Raw genomic sequence first — 24601 nt, 5'->3', positions numbered from 1 at the left:
CTGTTTGATCAAGAAGTTGGTGTCGTGACGCCCTTAGAAGGGCGGCTCGTCCGAGAAGCCGCCGCCGGAGGAGGAACCGGAGTTCCCGCCCCAGCTTCCGCCGCCGCCCTGCTGGGCGCCGCCGGCCGGAGCACTGGTCGCCCAGGGGTCGTCGGTAGCAGCACCGCCGCCGCCCTGCTGGCCGCCGCCGGAGCTTCCGCCCCAGTTGCCGCCACCCTGGCCGCCCTGTGCGCCACCGCCACCGCTGTAACCGCCCTGCTGGCCGCTACGGCCGCCGCCGGTCGTCTTGGTGACCTTGGCGGTCGCGGTCTTCAGGCTGGCGCCGACTTCCTCGACGTCCAGCTCGTAGACCGTCCGCTTGACGCCCTCGCGGTCCTCATAGGACCGCTGCTTCAGCCGGCCCTGCACGATGACGCGCATGCCTCGCTGCAGCGACTCCGCTACGTTCTCCGCCGCCTGACGCCAGACCGAGCACGTGAGGAAGAGGCCGTCGCCGTCTTTCCACTCGTTGGTCTGCTTGTCGAAGATGCGGGGTGTGGACGCGACACGGAACTTCGCGACCGCCGCACCGGACGGGGTGAAGCGCAGCTCGGGGTCGTCGACGAGATTGCCGACGACCGTGATGACGGTCTCGCCTGCCATGGTGGTGACCTCTCGGCGGTGTGCTGGCTGCTTCTCGGAACCGGTACTGCTCTAAGCCCGCAGGCTCAGTGCAGTTCCGGGCGGAGGACCTTGGTCCGGAGAACCGACTCGTTCAGGTTGAGCTGACGGTCGAGCTCCTTGACGACCTCGGGCGAAGCCTTGAGGTCGACGACCGAGTAGATACCCTCGGCCTTCTTCTTGATCTCGTACGAGAGGCGACGACGGCCCCAGGTGTCGACCTTCTCCACGCTGCCGCCGCCGTTGCGGACGACAGTGAGGAAGTTCTCGATCAGCGGGGAGACAGCGCGCTCCTCGAGATCGGGGTCGAGAATGAGCATGAGCTCGTAGTGACGCATTGTGGAACCCACCTCCTTTGGACTCAGCGGCCACGGCATTTCCGTGGCAGGAGGGTTTGCATTGCGTCGCAACGGTAGCGCCGACCACTGACAATCACGGCGGATCGTTGTGGACCAGCGCAGACACCGGTGCAGACCGTACAGACTACCTGGACAAGCGCCTCCGGTTGAAATCCGCCCGCTAATGCCCCCAATCTGTACACATCGGGTAGGAACGGCGCTACGATGCGCTACGGCTCCGTTACGGAGGTGTCCCATGGCACAGCAAGCTGCTCGGACCCATCGCCTCACGTTCAACACCGACGGCCAGGCCCATCCCCTGGAGAACACGCTGGTCGCGGTCACCCTGGTCCTCGGTGGCATCGCCATCGTCGCGTCGATCTTCGACTACCTGCATCTGCTCAGTTCCCTGACCGGCCTGGCCGGGATCATCACCGGGGGATACGGGCAATTCATCTCCGTCACCACCGCAGAACGCTTCGCGCTGATCATCGGGCTCGGTGCGGCCGCGGTCGGCTTCTACCTGGGTATGGCACACGGCGGGTTCTTCGGCAGCTAGCCGGAGAGTTGTCCACAGGGCTGGCGGGGCCGTTCCCCGATCGCAGTAGGCTTCGGCGCAGATAAGACCGCAGTCGTAGCGATGGGGAGCGCCCCGCATGAGCTTGACCCTGAGGACCATCAGCCGTGAGCAGCATCTGGCATTCATCCAGAGCCTGCCCTCGGCCAGTCACTGCCAGGTTCCGGCATGGGCGGATGTCAAGAACGAATGGCGCTCCGAGAACCTCGGTTGGTTCGACGACAAGACCGGCCAGATCGTCGGCGCCGGCCTGGTGCTGTACCGGCAGATCCCCAAGCTCAAGCGGTACCTCGCGTACCTGCCCGAGGGCCCGGTCATCAACTGGTACGCCCCGAACCTGGACGAGTGGCTGCAGCCGATGCTGGCGCACCTCAAGCAGCAGGGCGCCTTCACGGTGAAGATGGGCCCGCCCGTCGTCATCCGCCGCTGGGACGCGCCCGCCATCAAGGCCGGCATCTCGGACCCGGACGTGAAGCGACTGCGGGACGTCGAGGCGACGTTCATCGAGCCGCGCGCCTTCGAGGTGGCCGACCGGCTGCGCCGGATGGGCTGGCAGCAGAACGAGGACGGCGGCGCCGGCTTCGGTGACGTGCAGCCGCGCTACGTCTACCAGGTGCCGCTGGAGAACCGTTCGCTGGACGACATCCTCAAGGGCTTCAACCAGCTGTGGCGCCGCAACATCAAGAAGGCCGAGAAGGCCGGCGTCGAGGTCGTGCAGGGCGGATACGACGACCTGCCGGTCTGGCAGCAGCTGTATGAAGTGACGGCCGAGCGCGACCACTTCAGGCCGCGCCCGCTCTCGTACTTCCAGCGGATGTGGACCTCGCTCAACTCTGAGGACCCCAATCGGATGCGGCTCTACCTGGCCGTGCACGAGGGCGAGGCGGTGGCCGCGGCCACCATGCTGATCGTCGGCGGGCACGTCTGGTACTCCTACGGCGCCTCCGCCAACCACAAGCGCGAGGTCCGGCCGTCCAACGCGATGCAGTGGCGGATGCTCAGGGACGCGTACGCCCTCGGGGCGAGCGTGTACGACCTGCGCGGCATCAGCGACTCCCTCGACGAGACGGACCATCTCTTCGGCCTGATCCAGTTCAAGGTGGGCACGGGCGGCCAGGCCGCCGAATACTTGGGCGAGTGGGATTTCCCCCTCAACAAACTGCTCCACAAGGCACTCGACATCTACATGTCCCGCCGCTGACCGGCGAGCAGACGAAGGAAAGGTCCTGACCAGGCCATGGCGCTCACCCTGTATGTCGACACCGCACGCTGGCGTGCGCACCAGCAGTCCGTGGCCGAGCAGTTCCCCGGCATAGTCCCGGTCTGCAAGGGCAACGGCTACGGCTTCGGCCACGAGCGGCTCGCCGACGAGGCGACCCGGCTCGGCAGCGACATGCTCGCGGTCGGTACGACCTACGAGGCTGCCAGGATCAAGGACTGGTTCGGTGGGGACCTCCTGGTCCTCACCCCGTACCGGCTGGGCGAGGAACCGGTGCCGCTGCCGGACCGTGCGATCCGCTCGGTGTCCTCGGTCGAGGGTGTACGCGGGCTGGTGGGCGCCCGGGTCGTCATCGAGGTCATGAGCAGCATGAAGCGCCACGGCGTCGCCGAGGACGATCTGGTCAAGCTGCACGCCGCCATCGACGACGTACGGCTGGAGGGCTTCGCCATCCACCTGCCGCTGGACCGCACCGACGGTTCCGACGCGGTGGAGGAGGTCTTCGGCTGGATGGAGCGGCTGCGCGCCGCCCGGCTCCCGCTGCACACGATGTTCGTCAGCCACCTCAAGGCCCATGAACTCGCCCAGCTGCAGCAGCAGTTCCCGCAGACCAAGTTCCGGGCCCGGATCGGCACCCGTATGTGGCTCGGCGACCACGAGGCCACCGAGTACCGCGGCGCGGTCCTGGACGTCACGCGCATCGCCAAGGGCGAGCGCTACGGGTACCGCCAGCAGAAGGCCTCCGACGACGGCCATCTGATCGTGGTCGCGGGTGGGACGTCCCACGGCGTCGGGCTCGAAGCGCCCAAGGCGCTGCACGGCCTGATGCCCCGCGCCAAGGGCGTCGCACGGGCCGGGCTGGCCACCGTCAACCGCAACCTGTCGCCGTTCGTCTGGGCCGGCAAGCAGCGGTGGTTCGCGGAGCCCCCGCACATGCAGGTCTCCATCCTCTTCCTCCCCAACGACGTGGCCCCGCCCGCGGTCGGTGACGAGCTGGTGGCGCACCTGAGACACACCACCACCCAGTTCGACCGCGTCCTGGACCGCTGAGCGGCCGCAGGACGCCACACGGCCGCTCAGCCGCCGGATCCGCCCGCCGGCGGCCCCGCGGCCGCTACCCCTGCACCTCGCGCCGTTCCACGCCCCACTCCACCGGCGTCCCCGCGAAGGGGGCAGCGTGCCGCGGCTCGTGGGCCCGGCCGAGGACGAACACGTCCGGCGCGCCGTCCAGCACGCCGCCGGACGGGTCGTCGTCGCCGTCCCAGCGCACGACATCGCGTTCCGGCAGCAGGATGTCCCGCACGACCACACCGCACAGGTACAGCGTGCCGAGGATGTGGATGATCACCGCCAGGTGGTAGCCGTCCTGGGGCAGGCCGTGGTGCTTGTTGCCGCCCGTCACGTAGGCGAGCTGCATCCAGATGCCCAGGAAGTACAGGACCTGGGAGCCCTGCCACACCAGGAAGTCCCGCCAGCGCGGTCTGGCGAGCGCGGCCAGTGGGAGCAGCCACAGCACGTACTGGGGCGAGTAGACCTTGTTGGCGACCACTATGGCGGCGACGACGAGGAAGGCGAGCTGGGCGAAGCGCGGACGCCGGGGCGCGTAGAGCGCGAGCCCAGCGATGGCCGCGCAGAGCAGCAGCATCAGGGCCACCGCGTAGGAATTGACGCCGTCGAGCGGCTTGCCGGTCTGCTGGCTGATGACCAGCCAGATGGAGCCGTAGTCGATCCGGCGTTCCTGGCTGAACGAGTAGAACTTCGCCCAGCCGTCACGTGCGAGCAGCAGCACCGGCAGGTTGACCACCAGCCAGGCGCCCCCCGCACCCGCCACGGCCGTCCAGAAGGCCCTCAGCCGGCCGGCCCGCAGGCAGAGCACGAACAGCGCGCCGACCAGCAGCAGCGGATAGAGCTTGGCGGCGGTGGCCAGGCCGAGCAGGACACCGGCCGCCAGCGGGCGGCGGCGGGACCACATCAGCATGGCTCCCGCGGTGAGCGCGACCGCGAACAGGTCCCAGTTGATGGTGGCGCTCAGCGCCAGCGCGGGGGAGAGCGCGACGAGCAGGGCGTCCCAGGGGCGGCGCCGGTGGGTGCGCGCGATGCACACCACGAGGACCACCGCGCAGATCATCAGCATGCCGGCGTTGACCAGCCAGTAGATCTGCTCGCGGTGCTGCTCGGTGCCGCCGTCCGGAGTGAACCAGGACGCGACCTCCATGAAGAGCCCGGTCAGGACCGGATACTCCAGGTAGTGGAAGTCGGTGGAGACCTCGTCCGGGATGCGGTCGAAGTACGGCACGACCCCGGTGGAGAAGCCGCGGCCGCCGAACAGGTGCGGGATGTCGGAGTAGCAGGCGTGGATGTACTGCGCGTCGCCCGGCTGGAACCAGCCGCTGTTGTAGCACGGCAGTTTCTGCGCCATCCCGAGCGCGAACATGCCGATGACCACGATCACCAGGACCCGCAGCGGGTTCCACCAACGGTGCGAACCGGTCTCCGCCCGGCGTCCCAGCGGCCCGCCGATGACCTCGCTGGCGGATTCGGCCACCGGATCTTCGTCGGTCGGCGGCACGAGGGCCTCCCGGTGGTCGTCTTCGCGCACGCTCGTCATGCCGGACATCCTGCCGCATGACCCCGGAAGGCAAGAGGCCGCGGAGGGCATTGGCCCTCCGCGGCCCCGGCCGCACTGCTATCGGCTCATCCGTCAGTCGGCGAAGCCGTTGTTGCCCGGCTTGCCGGGACGGGTAGTGGTGATCGACGGCGTCGGCGACGTGCTGCCTCCGCCACCGGGCGGCGTGTGGTTGCAGTTCCAGTCGAGCGGCGAGCAGGGCGTCGTCGGCGTGTCGGTCGGCGTGTTCGTCGGCGACGTGGGGGACGTCGGAGGAGTCGTCGGAGCCTTGGTCGTCGACGGCGTCTGGCTGGGCGTCGTCTGCGACGGTGTGGGCGTCGGGCTGGTGCCGGGGGCGTAGATCGTCTTGCCCGGGTCCTCCGAGGGCTCCTGGAAGTCCGTCTTCGCGGTTCCCTTGAGGACCTGGGACATGTAGTCGTGCCAGATCTGCGCCGGGAACGAATTACCGTGCATCTTCGCCTTGCCCGCGGTGCCGTACATCGACAGGAAGCCCTTGCCTGTGTTCTTGTCGTCCAGCCGCCACATGCCGATCGAAGTCGTCAACTCAGGCGTGTAACCAATGAACCAGGCGGACTTGTTGTCGTCGGTGGTGCCGGTCTTGCCGGCCGCCTCACGGCCGTCGTCGAACTTCGCCGGCGTACCGGTGCCCTTCTCGACGACCCCCTTCAGCACGTCAGTGACGGTATCCGCCACGTTCGTGTCGAAGGCCACCTTGGACTTCTTCTCGTGCTTGTAGATCTCGGTGCCATCCTTCTGCACCGACTTGACCGAGTAAGGGTCGTTCTGCGTTCCGTGGGCGGCGAAGGTCGCGTAGGCGCCGGCCATTCGGATCGCACTCGGCGACGAGGTTCCGATCGAGTACGTGACGCTGTTCGCGTAGTCGTTCAGACCGTTCGCCTTGGAGGGCTTCAATCCCGCGGCGACTGCGGCGTCATGCACCTTGTCCGTACCGACGTCCTGGCCAAGCTGGACGTAGGGGGAGTTCATCGACAGTTCCATGGCCTCGCGCAGCGTGACCTTCGACTTGGACTCGCCGTCGTCGTTGGGCTGCGTCCACGGCTTCTTGGTGTCGCCGTTGATCCAGGGCTTGCCGTCGTAGGTGTTGATCTCCAGGTCGTTCTTACCGCTGAAGACGCTCTTCGGTGAGACCTTGGTGCGCTCGTCGTCGCCCTGGACCGGCTCACCCTTGGGATCGCGCGCACCGTGGGTCATCGCGGCCGCCAGGACGAAAGGCTTGAACGTCGAACCGACCTGGGCACCGGATTCGTCGGCGTTGTTGGTGAAGTGCTCCGTCGCGTTGGTACCGCCGTAAATGGCGATGATCGCGCCGTCCTTCGGATCGACCGTGGCACCGCCGAACTGGACGAACTTGTCGACGAAACCGCCGTCCTTGTCCAGAGTGGTGTTCTTGCCCGAGGTGTCCTTACGGGTGTCCGGGTGAAGATTCTTCTTTTGGACCGCCGCGATGGAGGCTTCCAACTCCGCCACCCTCTTCTTGTTGAAGGTGGTGTGGATCTGGTAGCCGCCCTTGGCCAGCTGATCAGACGTGATCTTGAGGTCGGTGTTGTTGATCACGTAGGACTTGGCCAGCCCCACGAGGTAGCCGATCTGTCCCGCCATCTGCGCGTTCTTCTTGATCCCAATCGGATCCGGGTACTTCGTGTACTTCGCGCGCTCCTCGGCGCTCAGTCGGCCGTCCTTGACCTCCTCGTCGAGGATCCACTTCCAGCGCTCCTCGGAGTTGCGCTTGTTGCTCTCGGCGGTGGCTCGGGGGTCGATGTCCGTCGCGCCGGCCGGGTCGAAGTACGTCGGGCCCTTGAGCAGGGCGGCCAGGAACGCGCACTGGCTCGCGTTGAGGTCCTTGGAGTCGACTCCGTAGTACGTCCGGGCGGCGGCCTGGATCCCGTAGGCGCCCCGACCGTAGTAGGAGGTGTTCAGGTAGCCCGCCATGATGTCTTTCTTCGTCACGGACGTGCCGACCTTTATCGAGATGAACAGCTCCTTGAACTTTCGGCTGATCGTCTGCGACTGGTTGAGCATGGAGTTCTTGACGTACTGCTGCGTGATGGTGGAGCCGCCCTGAGTCTCCCCACCCGTGGCCATGTTCTTGAGCGCGCGGGCGATACCCATCGGGTCGACGCCGCTGTCGCTCTCGAAGGTCTTGTTCTCCGCGGAGATGACCGCGTTCTGCATCTCTCGCTTGATGTCCTCGATGGGCACGATCTGACGATTGATCTCCCCGCCGGTCGCGATCATCGGGGTGTTGTCGTCCCAGAAGTAGACGTTGTTCTGCGCCTGGGACGCCAGATTCGGGTCCGGGACCTTCACCATCGCGTACGCGATGCCCGCGATGCCGACCAGGGTTCCGAAGAACGCGATGGTCAGCGACGCGACCTGCTTCCAGGACGGCATCCAGTGGCGCCAGCCGGTCTTGCCCCAGCGCGGGTAGTCGATGAAGCGCTTCTTCGGGGGACGCCCGGGTCCACGGCCGCCGGGACCACTGCCACTGCCACCACCGCCGGTCCTGCGGCGCCCGCCGCCGGCGGCCCCGCTACCGGAGCCGCCGGCGCCTTCCGCGACGCCCGCTGCCCCTGACGCGTTCTCCGCACGGCGGCGGCCGCCCTGCGAGGCACGGCGAGCTGCCGCACGGCCGGGGTAGGGACGCCCGTCACCGGCGGAACCACTCGGTGAGGGCGCCTGCGACTGCGGGTGGTCGGCGCGCCGACCACCGGACTGCGGCGGCGGTTGCTGCTGCGCTCCGCGCCGTGCGGCTGCGCGGCCGCCGCCGGGCGACTGCGGCGGCTTGCGACGGTGATCGCTCATGAACAGCTACTCCTAGAACAGGCGGGATCGCCTGAAGGCGGCAATGAATATCCGTGGGGCCCCCTGAGTGCGGCAGTGTCAGGCCGCACTGCACCCAGGACCAAGACGCTCACGCGCGTCACAGGGTTCCCGGTGCTCTGCATGGCGAACAGAGTACGCAGGCTCAAAAGCCACGTGACACCAACGTTCATCACATACCGGGCGGCGGGGCCTTCACAGGTTTCCCGATGTGACGCCGGTCACCGCGGGCCGCCTTGCCAGATAGATCAAGCCGTTCTATCGTCGCGATGTATCGACTCGATACATCGAGGCGAGACAAGCACCACCGCACACCGGGACAGGCCCGGGTTCAACGGTGGCCGGGACGGAGAGGCGGGGCAGTGAGCAAGCGCTCCGGGATCCTCGAATTCGCCGTCCTCGGCCTGCTGCGCGAATCCCCGATGCATGGTTACGAGCTGCGCAAGCGGCTCAACACCTCGCTCGGTGTGTTCCGTGCGTTCAGCTACGGCAGCCTTTACCCCTGCCTGAAGACGCTGGTCGCCCAGGGCTGGTTGATCGAGGAGACGGTTCCGGACGTAGATCCGCTGGCCGCCCCCCTCGTCGGCCGCCGGGCGAAGATCGTCTACCGGCTGACCGCGGCGGGCAAGGAGCACTTCGAAGAGCTCCTCGCCCACTCGGGGCCGGACGCATGGGAGGACGAGCACTTCGCGGCTCGTTTCGCCTTCTTCGGCCAGACGTCACGGGACGTCCGGATGCGCGTCCTCGAGGGGCGGCGCAGCCGCCTCGAGGAACGCCTGGACAAGATGCGCGCGTCGTTGGTGCGCACTCGTGAGCGGCTCGACGACTACACGCTCGAGCTGCAGCGACACGGTATGGAATCGGTGGAGCGCGAGGTCCGCTGGCTCAACGAGCTGATCGAGACCGAGCGCAGCGGCCGCACCACGCGGCCGCCCGCCGGGCAGGACGACAACACACAAGACCGCAACATTCAAGAGCATGGCGGCCAACCCGGAGACCGGGGAACCGCGTGACGATTACACAGGGAGCAACCGTGGGTTCGGTTCGCGTAGCCATTGTTGGCGTGGGCAACTGCGCCGCGTCGCTGGTGCAGGGTGTCGAGTACTACAAGGACGCCGACCCGAACGGCCGCGTGCCTGGCCTCATGCACGTGCAGTTCGGCGACTACCACGTGCGTGACGTCGAGTTCGTGGCCGCCTTCGATGTCGACGCGAAGAAGGTCGGACTCAACCTCTCGGACGCCATCGGCGCCAGCGAGAACAACACCATCAAGATCTGCGACGTCCCGCCGAGCGCCGTGACCGTGCAGCGCGGCCACACCCTCGACGGGCTCGGCAAGTACTACCGCGAGACGATCGAGGAGTCGACCGAGGCCCCGGTCGACATCGTCGAGATCCTCAAGGAACGCCAGGTCGACGTTCTCGTCTGCTACCTGCCCGTCGGTTCCGAGGCCGCCGCGAAGTTCTACGCGCAGTGCGCCATCGACGCCAAGGTCGCGTTCGTCAACGCCCTCCCGGTCTTCATCGCCGGCACCAAGGAGTGGGCGGACAAGTTCACCGAGGCCGGCGTGCCGATCGTCGGTGACGACATCAAGTCGCAGGTCGGTGCCACGATCACGCACCGTGTGATGGCGAAGCTCTTCGAGGACCGCGGTGTCCTGCTGGAGCGCACCATGCAGCTGAACGTCGGCGGCAACATGGACTTCAAGAACATGCTGGAGCGCGACCGCCTCGAGTCGAAGAAGATCTCGAAGACGCAGGCCGTCACCTCGCAGATCGACCGCGACCTGGGTGCCGACAACGTTCACATCGGCCCGTCGGACTACGTGGCCTGGCTGGACGACCGCAAGTGGGCGTTCGTGCGCCTCGAGGGCCGCGCCTTCGGTGACGTTCCGCTGAGCCTGGAGTACAAGCTCGAGGTCTGGGACTCCCCGAACTCGGCCGGTGTCATCATCGACGCCGTGCGCGCTGCGAAGATCGCCAAGGACCGCGGCATCGGCGGCCCGATCCTCTCCGCGTCCTCGTACTTCATGAAGTCCCCGCCGGTGCAGTACTTCGACGACGAGGCCCGCGACAACGTCGAGAAGTTCATCAAGGGCGAGGTCGAGCGCTGAGCCCAGCCGGCTCGGGCTCGACCGTCGATCGGCACTGAACCGCTGATCGCCGCTGAGCCGTTGATCACGCACGACGCGTAACCGTCAGGCCCCGGGTGTTGCACCCGGGGCCTGACGCGTCATGTGAGGCTGTGCCCATGGCTGTTGTGCGCGATCTCCGCGTGCTGCTGCGGCTGCGCGACTTCCGGCGGCTGCTCGCGGTGCGTCTGCTGTCCCAACTCTCCGACGGCGTCTTCCAGGTCGCGCTCGCCACGTATGTCGTCTTCTCGCCCGAGAAGCAGGCGTCCCCCGCCGCCATCGCCTCCGCGATGGCCGTCCTCCTGCTGCCGTACTCCCTGCTGGGGCCCTTCACCGGGGTGCTGCTGGACCGCTGGCGGCGGCGCCAGGTCCTGCTCTACTGCAACCTGCTGCGCGCGGTCCTGTCCTGCGGAACGGCCGCGCTGATCCTGGCGCACGTCCCGGACTGGCTGTTCTATCTGTCGGCGCTGTCCGTCACCGCCGTCAACCGCTTCGTGCTGGCCGGGCTGTCCGCCGCGCTGCCGCGCGTCGTGGACCGGGAGCGGCTCGTCATGGCCAACTCGCTGTCGCCGACCGCGGGGACGTTGGCCGCCACGGCCGGCGGCGGTCTCGCCTTCCTCGTCCACCTCGGCCTCGCCAAGGGCGCCGGAGCCGACGCCACCGTGGTGCTGCTCGCCGCGTTCGTCTACCTCTGCGCGGGCCTGGCCGCCCTCGCGCTGGACCGTGACCTCCTGGGGCCCGACCCGGACCTCGTCCAACCGCGCCTCGGCACAGCGCTCACCGGCACCGTCCACGGCCTCGTCGAAGGGCTGCGCCATCTGCGCGGGCGCCCGGCCGCCGTGCGGGCCATGGCCGCCATGACCGCCCTGCGCTTCTGCTACGGCGCACTCACCGTCATGCTGCTGATGCTGTGCCGCTACGCCTGGAACACCTCGTCCGGCTCACCCGGCAACGGCGGCCTGGCCATACTCGGCCTGGCGGTGGGTGTCTCGGGTGCGGGATTCTTCGCCGCCGCCGTCGTCACTCCCTGGGCCACGGCCCGCTTCGGCACCGCCGGCTGGATCACGGTCTGCGCCGGGTCCGCAGCCGTGCTTCTTCCGCCGCTGGCACTGCCGTTCGACCCGGCGCCCATGCTGGTCGCCGCATTCGTCCTGGGCATCTGCACCCAGGGCGCGAAAATCGCCACCGACACCGTCGTCCAGTCCTCGGTCGACGACGCCTATCGGGGACGGGTGTTCTCGCTGTACGACGTGGCCTTCAACGTCGCCTTCGTCGGGGCCGCAGCCGTCGCCGCGCTGATGCTCCCGCCGGACGGCCGATCAGCGGTCCTGATCGTCCTACTGGCCCTGCTGTACGCGGGGGTGGCCCTGGCGATGCTCCGTGTCAGGGCTCTCCAGTAGTGTTCGCCCGTTCTTACCTCGCCCATACATCCCAATCGGGGGACACCATGACCACTCCACCTCCACCGCAGTACCAGCAGGGCGGCAACCCCTACGGGCAGCCGCAGCCGCCGCAGGGCGGAAACCCGTACGGACAGCAGGCGCAGCCGCCGCAGGGCGGAAACCCGTACGGACAGCAGGCGCAGCAGCCGTACCCGCAGCAGGGCGCCCAGCCGGGCGCGTGCACTTTCTGCGGCGGCTACCCCGCAGTCCACGCCACGGTCCGCGGACACCAGGGCTTCCTGGTCATCATGCGGTTCCTCAAGCTGAAGGCCAACTACTGCCGCTCCTGCGGCATAGCCACGCACCGCGACATGACCACCAAGACCCTGTGGCAGGGCTGGTGGGGCATTGCCTCGTTCGTCATCACGCCGATCACCCTGCTCATCAACCTGGGCGCGCGTGGGAAGTTCAACAAGCTCCCCGCGCCCACCGGTGGTTGGGGACCGCCGCGCGAGGCCGGCAAGCCGATCTTCGGGCGAATAGGGGCCTACGGCATCCTGGTCCCGCTCATCGTGATCGCCGCGATCGTGGGTGCGAACGCGCTCGACAAGAGCGCCAGCACGGCCGCCGTCGGTGACTGCATGCACCGCGGTAGCGCCAGCGACACCAACCCGGACCTGAAGGTCGTCTCCTGCACGGACGCCAAGGCGCAGTACAAGGTTCTGGCCGTGATCAGAGGCGAGTACGGCGACTCCGAGGCCGAGACGAAGTGCTCGGCGGCGGCTCCGGACTTCCGCTACGCCTACACCGAGACCGGTAGCGGCAGCGACCTCCTGCTCTGCCTGAAGGACAAGTAGTCCCACCTGGTCCCACCGGTCCACGGACGCACACAGGGGCGATGTTCCACGTGGAACATCGCCCCTCGCGCTGTCCGGGCCTGTCCGGGTCGTGCGATGTTCCACGTGGAACATGGCACCCGCCGAAGCGGTCAGCCCTGCGCGCCCGCCCACCACTCCTTGAGCGCGGCGGTCGCGTCCTCCTCGGCCATCGGGCCGTTCTCCAGCCGCAGCTCCAGCAGGAACTGGTAGGCCTTGCCGATCACCGGGCCGGGCGGGACATCCAGGATCTTCATGATCTGGTTGCCGTCCAGGTCCGGCCGGATCGAGTCGAGCTCCTCCCGCTCCTGGAGTTCGCCGATGCGCTCCTCCAGCCCGTCGTAGGTACGGGAGAGCGCCGCCGCCTTGCGCTTGTTGCGCGTCGTGCAGTCGGACCGGGTGAGCTTGTGCAGCTGGTCCAGCAGCGGGCCCGCGTCACGTACGTAACGCCGGACGGCGGAGTCCGTCCACTCGCCGGTGCCGTATCCGTGGAACCGCAGGTGCAGCTCGACGAGCCGGGCGACGTCCTTGATCATGTCGTTGGGGTACTTGAGCTTGGCCATCCTGGCCTTGGTCATCTTCGCGCCCACCACCTCGTGGTGGTGGAAGGAGACCCGGCCGTCGGACTCGAAGCGCCGGGTCCGCGGCTTGCCGATGTCGTGCAGCAGCGCGGCCAGCCGCAGAACCAGGTCCGGGCCGTCCGTCTCCAGGTCGATGGCCTGCTCCAGGACGGTCAGCGAGTGCTCGTAGACGTCCTTGTGCCGGTGGTGTTCGTCACGCTCCAGCCGCAGCGCCGAGAGCTCCGGCAGCACCCGGTCCGCCAGCCCGGTGTCGACCAGCAGCCGCAGACCCTTGCGCGGGTTCTCCGAGAGGATGAGCTTGTTCAGCTCGTCCCGGACCCGCTCCGCCGAGACGATCTCGATACGGTCCGCCATCGCCGTCATCGCGGCGACGACCTCCGGAGCGACCTCGAAGTCCAGCTGCGCCGCGAAGCGCGCGGCGCGCATCATCCGCAGCGGGTCGTCGGAGAAGGAGTCCTCCGGCGTACCGGGAGTGCGCAGCAGCCGGCCGGCCAGGTCGTCGAGGCCGCCGTACGGGTCGACGAAGACGCTCCCGGGCAGCGCGACAGCCATCGCGTTGACCGTGAAGTCACGGCGGACCAGATCCTCCTCGATGGTGTCGCCGTAGGAGACCTCGGGCTTGCGCGAGGTCCGGTCGTAGGCCTCCGACCGGTAGGTGGTGACTTCGACCTGGAAGCCGTCCTTCATGCACCCGACGGTGCCGAAAGCGATACCGACCTCCCACACGGCCTCGGCCCAGGGGCGGATGATCTTCAGCACCTGTTCCGGGTGGGCATCGGTCGTAAAGTCCAGGTCGTTGCCGAGCCTGCCGAGCAGGGTGTCACGGACCGAGCCGCCGACGAGGGCGAGCTTGAAGCCGGCTTCCTGGAAGCGGCGGCCGAGGTCTTCGGCGACCGGCGCGACCGTATGAGGGGCCTGCTGGATCTGAGGGTCATTGTTGGCATTCGGCACAACGTAAAAGGGTACGTGGCCGCGAGCCTCCCGGCCTCCTCGTTACCTCCCCGGTCCACATGGAGCAGTCCGCAGCACTTTGCCTCTCGCCCGATCGTTAACATGCCAGGACGCACATCCGATTGACGACAGGACGGGCAAACGAGTGGGCGAGGCGGCACAGTCACCCGGTACACCCACGGGTCGTCCACGGCGGCTGCGCCGCGCGGCCGCGCTGATCGCCGGGGCGTCGCTCTTCGCCGGGCTGCTGCAGGTGCATGCCGCACCCGCCTCCTACGCCGCCGTGGCGGGCACCGGCTCCCGGACCGCCCAGGTGTCCCTGGAGTCCCTGGACCCGATCGCCCCGGCCAAAGACGGCACGATCACCGTTGTGGGCAGCGTCACCAACACCGGGCGGACCACGATCACCCATGCCGAGGCCGGGCTGCGCGTCGCTCCCGGCGGCCCGCTGATCAGCCGCAGCGCGATCAGCTCCGCCGCCGCACGCACCGGGACCACCGGTGACGACGGCAACCTGATCACGGAGCACACCGCCAAGCTGGCGGACATTCCCGCCGGCACGAGCAGCCCGTTCCTCCTGAAGGTGCCTGTCAGCGCCCTGGAGCTGGGCGCCGACGGCGTCTACCAGCTGGGGGTCACCCTCAATGGCCAGACCGCCGACGAGGGGTACAACCACATCCTGGGCATCCAGCGGACCTTCCTCCCCTGGTACGCGAAGGCCGAGGCCAAGCCGACCCAGTTCACCTTCCTGTGGCCGCTGGCCGACCGGCCGCACCTGGCCGTGCGCAGCGACACCGACGACCAGCAGAGCCCGATCTTCCTCGATGACGACCTCGCGGCGGATCTCGCCCCCGGCGGCCGGCTGCAGGAGCTGGTGGAGCTGGGCAGGACCCTGCCGATCACCTGGGTGGTCGATCCTGACCTGCTCGCCACCGTCGACTTCATGACCCGCAGCTACCGGGTGCTGGGTCCGGACGGTGACATCGCGCACACGACGCCGGGCACGGGAACCGAGAACGCCAAGCAGTGGCTCAACGACCTGAAGTCCGCGACCGCCGGCCATGAGGTGGTGTCGCTGCCCTTCGGCGACACCGACATCGCCTCGATCGCCCATCACGGCAAGGACGTCCCCGCGACCCTCGGCCATCTCAAGACGGCCACCGATCTGGGTGTCAGGACCGTCGACACGATCCTCGGTCTCGAACCGACCGCCAATGTGGCCTGGCCGGCCGACGGCGCCGTGGATCCGTCGATCGTGGACGTCGCCACCGCAGGCGGCGCCGACAAGGTCATCGCGCGCAGCGACAGCTTCGGCGAGACCGGATCCCTCGACTACACCCCGACATCCGCCCGGCCGATCAGCGGCGGCACCACGGCCGTGGTCACCGACGCCGTCCTGTCCAAGGCGTTCCAGGGCGACATGACGCGCGCCTCGGCGTCGGTCCTCGCGGTCCAGGAGTTCCTCTCCCAGACGTTGATGATCACCATGCAGGCGCCGACGAAGCAGCGCAGCATCGTCGTCGCCCCGCAGCGCATGCCCACCGCGTCCCAGGCCCAGGAGATGGCCCAGGGGATCTCCGCGGTCGGCCGCGGCGCCTGGGCCCAGACCATCAGCTTCGACGCGGCCACCAAGGCCACCGCCGACCCGGCCGCCAACCACAAGGTGCCCGGCAGCTCCGCGTACCCCGACTACCTGCGCAAGCAGGAGATCAGCACCAGCGCCTTCCAGGACATCCAGCGGACGCAGGGCCAGCTCAACGGGTTCACGGTGATCCTCAGCCGCAAGGACCGGGTCACCGTCCCCTTCACCGCCGCGGTCCTGCGCTCGATGTCCAACGCCTGGCGCGGCGACCCCACTGGTGCGGCGGTGTTCCGGAACTCCATCGGTGACTACCTCACCGACCTGATGGGGTCGGTGCACATCCTGGACAAGACCGATCTCACCCTGTCCGGGCGCAGCGCCACGATCCCGGTCACAGTGAAGAACGAACTCGGGCAGGCCGTCACCGGTCTGGAACTGCGGCTCACCTCCAGCGCGCAGATCCGGCTGGACGTCGGTGACCCCCAGCCGGTCACGGTCGAGGGCGGGCACACCCGCTCGCTGAAGTTCCCCACCAAGGCGGGCGCGAACGGCCTGGCACAGGTGACCGCCCAGCTCTACACCAAGGACGGCGTCAAGTACGGCGATCCGATCTCGTTCAACGTCAAGGTCACCTCGATCACCGACACCGTGATGTTGGTGATCGCCGGCGGCCTGCTGCTGCTCGCCCTGGCCGGCGTGAAGATGTACAACCAGCGCAAGCGCAAGGCCGCCGCCGGCGCCGGTGACAGCGATGCCGACGGAGACGCCGACGGCGGCAACGACGCGGCCGGTGACGGTGACGACGGCACAGGCGGTGCCGATGGTGTGGAGGGTGCGGAAGGCGTGGACGAGGGCGACGGTGCGGACAGTGCCGAAGCCGGGCAGCCGGGTGACCCGGCCCCGGACACCGCCCCGGAACGCACGGACCCGTCCTCACCGGGTGAGAAGGTGGACCGATAGCCAGGCCGGGTCCCGACAGCGGACAATCAATAAGGTGGGGCAGATGAACGCGCCGTACGACGGTGACCGCGACCGGGAGACTCCGGCCGGGGATCCGCGCGCACAGGTACCGCCGCCGCCCCCCGGGCAGCAGCCGGTTCCGCCTGACCCCTATCTGCAGAACACCTACTCCTACGATCCGTACGAGCAGCAGGATCCGACCGCGCAGGACCCCGTCGGCGAGGCGCTCTACGACCGTGCCGCGCACCCTCCGCCGCCGCCCCCGCCCTACGGGCAGCAGTGGCCCGCGCAGCAACAGCAGTACCAGATGCCGTACGGCGACGACGCGACCACCCAGTACGTCGGGGTGGACGATCTGGTGACCCACGCGGCCGAGGAGCCGCCCCCGTACGACGCGTTCGCGCACCTGTACCGCGACCAGCAGCCCGCTGCGGGGCCCGCCGGACCGCCCGTGGCTCCCGCTCCCGAGCCGGAGCCGCAAGCGGCGGCCCCGGTCCCCGCGCCCCGGTCCGCCGGCCGCGGCGGCAGCATCCTGAAGTCCAGCGCCCTGATGGCCGCCGGCACCCTCGTCTCCCGCCTCACGGGCTTCGTCCGCACGCTGGTCATCGCCGCGGCGATCGGTGTCGCCACCCTCGGCGACTCCTACGCGGTGGCGATGGTCCTGCCCACGATGATCTACATCCTCACGGTCGGCGGCGGCCTCAACTCCGTCTTCGTCCCGCTGCTGGTCCGCGCGATGAAGGACGACGAGGACGGCGGCACCGCCTTCGCCAACCGGCTGCTGACCCTCGTCATGGTCATCCTCGGCGGCATCGTCACGCTCACCGTGATCGCGGCCCCGCTGCTGGTCCGCATGATGTCCACGAAGATCGCGAACAACCCGGCCACCTTCGACGTCGCGGTCACCTTCGCCCGCTACTGCCTGCCCACGATCTTCTTCATGGGCGTGCACGTCGTGATGGGCCAGATCCTCAACGCCCGCGGCAAGTTCGGCGCGATGATGTGGACCCCGGTCCTCAACAACATCGTCGTCATCTTCACGTTCGGCATGTTCATCTGGGTCTACGGCTCGTACGGCACGACCAAGATGGACGCCACCACGATCTCGCCCGAGGGCATCCAGCTGCTCGGCATCGGCACCCTGCTCGGCCTGGCCGTCCAGTCCATCGCGATGCTGCCCTATCTGCGCGAGGCGGGCTTCAAGTTCCGGCTGCGCTTCGACTGGCGCGGCCACGGACTCGGCCACGCCGCCAAGCTGGCCAAGTGGACGTTCTTCTTCGTCCTCGCCAACCAGGCCGGCCTCATCGTCGTCACGCAGCTCGCCACCTGGGCCGGATCCGAGGCCGACAAGCTCGGCTTCCAGGGCACCGGCATCACCGCGTACAACAACGCGCTGCTGATCTGGCAGATGCCGCAGGCGATCATCACGGTCTCCGTCATGGCCGCCGTACTGCCCCGGATCTCCCGCGCGGCCCACGACGGGGACTCACCCGCGGTCCGCGACGACATCTCCTACGGCCTGCGGACCTCGGCCGTGGCCATCGTCCCGGCCGCCTTCGCCTTCCTCGCCCTCGGCGTCCCGATGTGCAGCCTGCTGTACGCCGGCACCGGAACGGACTCCGCGCGCAACATCGGGTTCATCCTGATGGCCTTCGGGATCGGCCTGATCCCGTTCTCGGTGCAGTACGTCGTGCTCCGCGGCTTCTACGCCTTCGAGGACACCCGCACGCCCTTCTACAACACGGTGATCGTCGCCGCGGTGAACGCCGCCGCGTCCGCGGTCTGCTTCATCGTGCTCCCGTCCCGCTGGGCCGTGGTCGGTATGGCGTTCTCCTACGGGCTGGCCTACGCGGTCGGCGTCGGAGTCGCCGTCAGGCGACTGCGCACCCGGCTGGGCGGCGATCTCGACGGCAAGCGCATCACCCGGACCTACGCGCGCCTCACCGGCGCCTGCGTCCCCGCCGCGCTGGCCGCCGGTCTCGCGGTCTACGGCATCACCCGGAGCCTGGGCAGCGGTGCCTCTGGCTCGTTGGTCTCCCTGATCGTCGGTGGCGCACTGCTGATCGGCGTCTTCTACATCGCCGCGAAGCGCATGAGGATCGAGGAGATGACCGCGATGGTCGGAATGGTGCGCGGCAGACTCGGCCGCTGATCGAAGGAGCACGGCGGGCAACCATCGCCTCCCGCCGTGTGTCGTGCATAGAGCCGGACTGTGGGCACAATTGGCCTTGGCTTTGAAGTGGGATCGCGCAACGGATGGGGAGGCAGGAACGACGGTGGCGGATCGGAGTACGGCTGCCGTCGGAGTGGCCAACGAGAGCGGCGAGCCGCCGCCCACCGTCCAGCAGGACGGGGCCACACCCGACGAGACGACGGATCAGAACGACCCCCAGGACGCGCGGGACGAACCGCAGGACGAGGCAATAGAGCAGCACCAGGGCAAGAGCAAGCCGCCGGAGCTCCACAGCGGCCACAAGCTCGCCCGCCGCTACCAGTTGGAGGAGTGCGTCACCCGCCTCGACGGCTTCAGCAGCTGGCGAGCGGTGGACGAGAAGCTGCGGCGTGCCGTCGGCATCCACCTCCTGCCCGCCGACCACGCCCGGGCCCGCCAGGTGCTCGCCGCCGCCCGTTCGGCCGCACTCCTGGGCGATCCCCGTTTCGTGCAGGTCCTCGACGCGGTCGAGGAGAACGACCTCGTCTACGTCATCCACGAATGGCTCCCCGACGCCGCCGCGCTCAGCGACAGCCTGGCCGCGGGACCGCTGGAGCCCCACGACGCCTACCAGATGGTCAGCCAGGTCTCCCAGGCCATGGCCGCCGCCCACCGCGAGGGACTGGCGCATCTGCGGCTCAGTCCCGGCTCCGTACTGCGCACCGGCTCCGGGCAGTACCGCATCCGCGGCCTCGCCGTCACCGCGGCACTGCGCGGTCTGAAGTCCGAACGTCCGCAGCGCGAGGACACCGAGGCGATCGGCGCGCTGCTGTACGCCTCACTCACCCGGCGCTGGCCCTACGAGGAGGACGCGTACGGCCTCACCGGCCTCCCCAAGGCCGTCGGCCTCGTCGCCCCCGACCAGGTGCGCGCCGGGGTCCACCGCGGGCTGTCCGAGATCGCGATGCGTGCGCTCGTCAACGAGGGCGCCACCGCCTCCCGCGAGGAGCCGCCCTGCACCACTCCGGAGGAGCTGGCCAGAGCGGTCGCCGGTCTGCCCCGGATCCGGCCGCCCGAGCCGGACATCTCGCCGTACCAGCGCACCACGTACCAGCAGGGCCCCTACCGCCAGACGCCCACCGCACCGCGGCCGGCTCCCGCGCCCCCCACCCCGCCGCCGGCCCTCCCGGGCCGCACCGGCAAGGCACTCAAGTGGGCCGTCTCCGCGCTGCTGATCGCCGCGCTGGGCCTGGGCAGCTGGCAGCTCGCGGACACCCTCATGGGCCGCGAGGAGCAGAACAAGGAGGACACCGGCACCTCCCAGCGGGCGGGCCAGGATCCCAGCAGCGCCGCTCCCGGCACACCGCTGGCCATCTCCTCGGCCAGTGAGTTCTCGCCCTTGGACACGCCGACAGGGCCCGAGAAGGTCGCACTCGCCATCGACGGCAAGGCCGACACCGCCTGGATCACCAGCAACTACAAGGGCCAGTCGAACTTCGGCAATCTGGCCAAGCGCATCCAGGGCAGTGGCATCATCGTCGACCTGGGCAGCAAACGTAAGGTCACCGGCATCGACGTCACGATGTGGGTCCCCGGCCAGACCGTGGAGGTGCTGGCCGCGGCACCGGATGCTTCCGGGCCCACCACTCTGGCCGCCTTCCCGCAGCGGATCGCCCCGTCGTCCAAGGCCGGGAGCACCATGCGGGTGACCCTCGGCCAGCCGGTCGAAACGCGTTACGTCCTGATCCACATCACCGACCTGCCGCCCGAGTCCAGTGGTGGCTTCCGTGGTGGCATCACGGAAATAAAGGTCCTCGGCAGCAGCTGAGCGGCGGACGGGGAGGCGCTTGTGGACGAGGGCAGCAAGCCAGGGGAGGAGATCAGCGACGCTGATCTCCTCGCCCGGCACGTCGCGGGGGACCCCGACGCGTTCGGGGAGATCGTCCGGCGCCACCGCGACCGCCTGTGGGCGGTCGCCTTGCGCACCCTGGGGGACCGCGAAGAAGCCGCCGACGCCGTCCAGGACGCCCTCGTGTCCGCCTTCCGCGCCGCCCACACCTTCCGGGGCCAGTCCGCGGTGACGACCTGGCTGCACCGGATAACCGTGAACGCGTGCCTGGACCGGGCGCGCAAGACGGCCTCCCGGCGAACCTCCCCCGTCGTCGACGAGGACCGCTTCGAGACGCTCCTCGAACCGCATGAATCCGCCGCCGCCCCCGCTGAGCGCGGCGAGCTCCACCGCGAACTGCTCACGGCCCTGGCCACCCTGCCGGCCGAGCAGCGCGCCGCCCTTGTCCTGGTGGACATGCAGGGCTACCCCGTCGCAGAAGCCGCCGCCGTACTCGATGTGCCGACGGGCACCGTGAAGAGCAGATGCGCGCGCGGCCGGGCACGACTCCTCCCACTCCTCACTCATCTGCGCGCCGACCAGGGGGGTAACCCGGACCCCGGCCGGGGAAGGAACCGGACGGAGGGGACATCCGTCCCAGAGACGGCAACGGAAAAGGGCGGAGGTGGCCACCAGTGACTTCGACGACGGGGATGGACGCGCACCCCGAGGTCTCGGAGATCTCGGACCTGGCCGAAGGACTCCTTCCGCCGGGCCGCTCAGCGGACGTACGCGGCCATCTCGACGGGTGCGAGCTCTGCGCCGATGTGCGCACCTCGCTGGACGAGATCCGCAACCTGCTGGGCACACTCCCCGGCCCGCCGCGGATGCCCGCCGACATCGCCGGTCGCATCGACGCCGCACTCGCCGCCGAAGCACTGCTCGACTCGACTGCGCCCCCCGCTGTTCCACGTGAAACAGCCGACGCATCGGTTCCCCGTAAGACGGCGCCGACGACCGATCGCCCCAGCGGCCACTCCCCGGCCCCGGCCGGGCCCGGACGCGGCCATGCCCGCCCCCGGCGCCACCGGGCCAGGACACTCCTTGTCACGGCCTGCACCGTCGCAGCCCTGGGTCTCGGCGGCCTGCTGCTCCACTCTCTCGACGTGACCAATTCCACCCATGACGCGGCCAAGAAGGATGCGGCGGCCGCAAATCGTCCGGCCGGCACGGGCGACGCAACAAGAGACGCCGCGGCCGGCACCCTGCAAGCGCGCGTCCATGAGCTCCTGGGGATCGCCTCGACCGTCAAGAAGGGCGGCGATCCGCAATCACCGTCGCTCAGCTCCGAGAACACCGCCACCGCACCGCTGCGCACCCACTCCGTCCCGCTACCGCCCTGTGTGCAGAACGCCGTCCACCGCACCGACCAGCCGCTCGCCTCCTCGCACGAGCCCTACGAGGGCACGGACGCGTACCTGGTGGTTCTGCCTCGTCCCGGTGACCCGGCTCATGTCGACCTGTATGTCGTGGATGCCGCCTGCTCCACCGCGCCGGGCCGCGTACTTCTCCAGGACACGTACGCGCGCTGACGGCGTACATCCACGGGAATGCTGGACCCTTAGGATCCGTTAGGCAGGACGAGAGTCCCGCCAGGGCCCCGCAGTAGTCGGTAGAGACGAGGAAGACACCCGTGAGCGACGTCCGTAACGTGATCATCATCGGATCCGGGCCTGCGGGCTACACCGCCGCGCTGTACACAGCGCGCGCCGCCCTGAAGCCGCTGGTCTTCGAAGGGTCGGTCACCGCGGGCGGTGCGCTGATGAACACCACTGAGGTGGAGAACTTCCCCGGTTTCCGCGAGGGCATCATGGGCCCGGACCTCATGGACAACATGCGCGCACAGGCCGAGCGCTTCGGTGCCGAGCTCATCCCGGACGACGTGGTCGCGGTCGACCTCAGCGGTGACATCAAGACCGTTACCGACACCGAGGGCACCATCCACCGCGCGAAGGCCGTCATCGTCACCACCGGCTCCCAGCACCGCAAGCTGAACCTCCCCAACGAGGACCAGCTCTCCGGGCGCGGTGTCTCCTGGTGCGCCACCTGTGACGGCTTCTTCTTCAAGGACCAGGACATCGCCGTCATCGGCGGAGGCGACACGGCGATCGAGGAAGCGACCTTCCTCTCCCGCTTCGCCAAGTCCGTGACGATCGTCCACCGCCGTGACAGCCTGCGCGCTTCGAAGGCCATGCAGGAGCGTGCCTTCGCCGACCCGAAGATCTCGTTCGTGTGGGACAGCGAGGTCGCCGAGATCCAGGGCGAGAACAAGCTGTCCGGTCTCACGCTGCGCAGCACCAAGACCGGTGATACCTCGGAGCTGCCCGTCACGGGGCTGTTCATCGCCATCGGCCACGACCCGCGCACCGAGCTGTTCAAGGGCGTGCTGGAGCTGGACGGCGAGGGATACCTCACCGTCGACGCGCCCAGCACCCGCACGAACCTCCCCGGTGTCTTCGCCGCCGGTGACGTCGTGGACCACACCTACCGTCAGGCGATCACGGCAGCCGGCACCGGCTGCTCGGCCGCGCTGGACGCCGAACGCTTCCTCGCCGCCCTCGCGGACGCCGAGAAGACCGCCTGACCTCAAAAACCCTCTCCCCCACACGTATCAAGCCTGAGGAGACTGCCGTGGCCGGCAAGACCAAGATTGTGACCGACGCGACCTTCGCCGAGGAGGTGCTCGCCAGCGACAAGCCCGTGCTGGTCGACTTCTGGGCCGAGTGGTGCGGCCCGTGCCGGCAGATCGCCCCCTCCCTGGAGGCGATCGCCGAGGAGCACGCTGAGGACATCACCATCGTCAAGCTCAACATCGACGAGAACCCGGTCACCGCAGCCAAGTACGGCGTGATGTCGATCCCGACGCTCAACGTCTACAAGGGCGGCGAGGTCGTGAAGACCATCGTCGGCGCCAAGCCGAAGGCCGCCATCAAGCGCGAGCTCTCGGACTTCATCGGCGACGCCGTCTGAGACGACGCCGTCCGGCGTTCCACTGTTCCACGTGAAACAGGCCCGCTCCTCGAAGGAGCGGGCCTGTTCGCGTTCTGAGCCGTCCACAGCGTCTACAGCGGCCTGAGGACAGGTTCCTTCTGGACCGCTCCCAGCAGCCGGTCGATCGCCATCTCGACGTCTTCCTTCCAGGAGATCGTCGACCGCAGTTCGAGGCGCAACCGCGGATACCGCGGATGCGCCCGCACGGTCTTGAAGCCCACCGCCAGCAGATGGTCGGCCGGCAGCACGCATCCGGGCTCGGCCCATTTCGCGTCACCGAACGCCTCGACCGCTTTGACTCCACGGCGCACCAGATCCTTGGCGACCGTCTGCACCAGCACCCGCCCGATGCCCTGCCCTTGGTACCCGGGCATGATCCTGGCGGTCATCAGCTGCACCGCATCCGGCGACACCGGACTGGTGGGGAAAGCCATGGAGCGCGGGACATACGCCGGAGGCGCGTAGAGGACGAAGCCGGCCGGGACATCGTCGACGTACACCACCCGGCCGCACGATCCCCACTCCAGCAGGACAGCGGAGATCCAGGCCTCCTTCTCCAACTCCGGCTTGCCGGCCTGGACGGCGGCCTCACCGCTTACCGGATCGAGTTCCCAGAAGACGCACGATCTACAGCGCTTGGGGAGATCCGAGAGGTTGTCCAACGTGAGCGGAACGAGCCGACGCCCCATATGGCCAGACCCTCATTTCTGTCGCGAACCAAACTGCCCACGAATCCCCCCACCGCCCCCAAGCCCAGTCCTGCTGCTACGAGAGCGGCCAGGTGTCGCTCGTGCTCCAGTCCGACCTTCGCCGCACGCATGGGCTTCCCTCCCCAGAGAGGCTCCTA

The 24601-nt window shown here is 68.7% G+C and carries 20 protein-coding genes; 14 read left to right on the top strand and 6 right to left on the bottom strand.

Annotated features, from left to right (window positions below):
* Positions 1-33: 33 nt before the first annotated feature.
* Positions 34-642 carry a single-stranded DNA-binding protein gene (locus tag AC07DC_RS08475; RefSeq protein ID WP_138351151.1) on the bottom strand — a complete coding sequence of 203 codons (609 nt, stop codon included), beginning with the start codon at positions 640-642 and terminating at the stop codon, positions 34-36.
* A 65-nt stretch (positions 643-707) separates the two neighbouring features.
* The gene (rpsF, locus tag AC07DC_RS08470) at positions 708-998 is read right to left on the bottom strand and encodes a 30S ribosomal protein S6 (RefSeq protein ID WP_138351152.1); all 291 of its coding nucleotides are present in this window, start codon (positions 996-998) and stop codon (positions 708-710) included.
* A 256-nt stretch (positions 999-1254) separates the two neighbouring features.
* On the opposite strand from rpsF, the gene AC07DC_RS08465 reads away from it, so the two are divergent.
* From AC07DC_RS08465 to AC07DC_RS08455, 3 genes are all read left to right on the top strand, one after another.
* The gene (locus tag AC07DC_RS08465; protein WP_478913157.1) at positions 1255-1557 is read left to right on the top strand and encodes a hypothetical protein; all 303 of its coding nucleotides are present in this window, start codon (positions 1255-1257) and stop codon (positions 1555-1557) included.
* A gap of 97 nt (positions 1558-1654) precedes the next feature.
* A complete protein-coding gene (locus AC07DC_RS08460; RefSeq protein WP_478913156.1) occupies positions 1655-2776 on the top strand; it encodes a lipid II:glycine glycyltransferase FemX in 1122 nt (373 codons plus the stop codon).
* A gap of 36 nt (positions 2777-2812) precedes the next feature.
* On the top strand, positions 2813-3844 hold the full coding sequence (locus tag AC07DC_RS08455) for an alanine racemase (protein ID WP_277439106.1): 1032 nt from the start codon (positions 2813-2815) through the stop codon (positions 3842-3844).
* A 64-nt stretch (positions 3845-3908) separates the two neighbouring features.
* Here AC07DC_RS08455 and AC07DC_RS08450 read toward each other — a convergent pair whose 3' ends face one another.
* A complete protein-coding gene (locus AC07DC_RS08450; protein WP_478913154.1) occupies positions 3909-5402 on the bottom strand; it encodes a glycosyltransferase family 87 protein in 1494 nt (497 codons plus the stop codon).
* Positions 5403-5495: 93 nt separating this feature from the next.
* Positions 5496-8243 carry a transglycosylase domain-containing protein gene (locus tag AC07DC_RS08445; RefSeq protein WP_478913152.1) on the bottom strand — a complete coding sequence of 916 codons (2748 nt, stop codon included), beginning with the start codon at positions 8241-8243 and terminating at the stop codon, positions 5496-5498.
* 380 nt (positions 8244-8623) lie between these two features.
* Here AC07DC_RS08445 and AC07DC_RS08440 point away from each other — a divergent pair, with 380 nt between their 5' ends.
* The 4 genes from AC07DC_RS08440 (at position 8624) to AC07DC_RS08425 (ending at position 12631) form a co-directional block, all read left to right on the top strand.
* On the top strand, positions 8624-9274 hold the full coding sequence (locus AC07DC_RS08440) for a PadR family transcriptional regulator (protein ID WP_478913150.1): 651 nt from the start codon (positions 8624-8626) through the stop codon (positions 9272-9274).
* 20 nt (positions 9275-9294) lie between these two features.
* On the top strand, positions 9295-10374 hold the full coding sequence (locus tag AC07DC_RS08435; protein ID WP_478913148.1) for an inositol-3-phosphate synthase: 1080 nt from the start codon (positions 9295-9297) through the stop codon (positions 10372-10374).
* Between the two features lie 137 nt (positions 10375-10511).
* Positions 10512-11792 (top strand): MFS transporter, encoded by a 1281-nt coding sequence (locus tag AC07DC_RS08430; protein ID WP_478913146.1) that lies wholly within the window; start codon positions 10512-10514, stop codon positions 11790-11792.
* A gap of 47 nt (positions 11793-11839) precedes the next feature.
* A complete protein-coding gene (locus AC07DC_RS08425; protein ID WP_478913144.1) occupies positions 11840-12631 on the top strand; it encodes a proline-rich domain-containing protein in 792 nt (263 codons plus the stop codon).
* 131 nt (positions 12632-12762) lie between these two features.
* Here the strand turns inward: AC07DC_RS08425 and AC07DC_RS08420 are convergent, their stop codons facing one another.
* Complete coding sequence (locus AC07DC_RS08420) at positions 12763-14181, bottom strand: CCA tRNA nucleotidyltransferase (protein WP_478913142.1); 1419 nt, start codon at positions 14179-14181, stop codon at positions 12763-12765.
* A gap of 145 nt (positions 14182-14326) precedes the next feature.
* Between AC07DC_RS08420 and AC07DC_RS08415 the strand changes: the two genes are divergently transcribed.
* From AC07DC_RS08415 to trxA, 7 genes are all read left to right on the top strand, one after another.
* Entirely contained in the window at positions 14327-16723 is a 2397-nt protein-coding gene (locus AC07DC_RS08415; protein WP_478913140.1) for a DUF6049 family protein, read from the top strand.
* 43 nt (positions 16724-16766) lie between these two features.
* Entirely contained in the window at positions 16767-18875 is a 2109-nt protein-coding gene (gene murJ, locus AC07DC_RS08410; RefSeq protein WP_478913138.1) for a murein biosynthesis integral membrane protein MurJ, read from the top strand.
* A 124-nt stretch (positions 18876-18999) separates the two neighbouring features.
* Positions 19000-20703, top strand: a complete 1704-nt coding sequence (locus AC07DC_RS08405) for a protein kinase family protein (protein WP_478913136.1) — start codon at positions 19000-19002, stop codon at positions 20701-20703.
* Positions 20704-20724: 21 nt separating this feature from the next.
* Positions 20725-21402, top strand: a complete 678-nt coding sequence (gene sigM / locus AC07DC_RS08400; protein ID WP_478913134.1) for an RNA polymerase sigma factor SigM — start codon at positions 20725-20727, stop codon at positions 21400-21402.
* Positions 21399-22295, top strand: coding sequence for an anti-sigma factor (locus tag AC07DC_RS08395; RefSeq protein ID WP_478913132.1), 897 nt, complete (start codon positions 21399-21401; stop codon positions 22293-22295). The genes sigM and AC07DC_RS08395 overlap by 4 nt, the downstream gene beginning before the upstream one ends.
* A gap of 101 nt (positions 22296-22396) precedes the next feature.
* On the top strand, positions 22397-23347 hold the full coding sequence (trxB, locus tag AC07DC_RS08390; protein ID WP_478913130.1) for a thioredoxin-disulfide reductase: 951 nt from the start codon (positions 22397-22399) through the stop codon (positions 23345-23347).
* A gap of 47 nt (positions 23348-23394) precedes the next feature.
* On the top strand, positions 23395-23733 hold the full coding sequence (trxA, locus tag AC07DC_RS08385; RefSeq protein WP_478913128.1) for a thioredoxin: 339 nt from the start codon (positions 23395-23397) through the stop codon (positions 23731-23733).
* A gap of 92 nt (positions 23734-23825) precedes the next feature.
* Here the strand turns inward: trxA and AC07DC_RS08380 are convergent, their stop codons facing one another.
* A complete protein-coding gene (locus AC07DC_RS08380; RefSeq protein ID WP_138351168.1) occupies positions 23826-24443 on the bottom strand; it encodes a GNAT family N-acetyltransferase in 618 nt (205 codons plus the stop codon).
* Positions 24444-24601 lie beyond the last annotated feature (158 nt).

Source organism: Streptomyces sp. NPDC045021, assembly GCF_056432645.1.
Note: the sequence above shows the minus strand (reverse complement) of the source record. Positions and strands in the feature narration are given on the sequence as shown.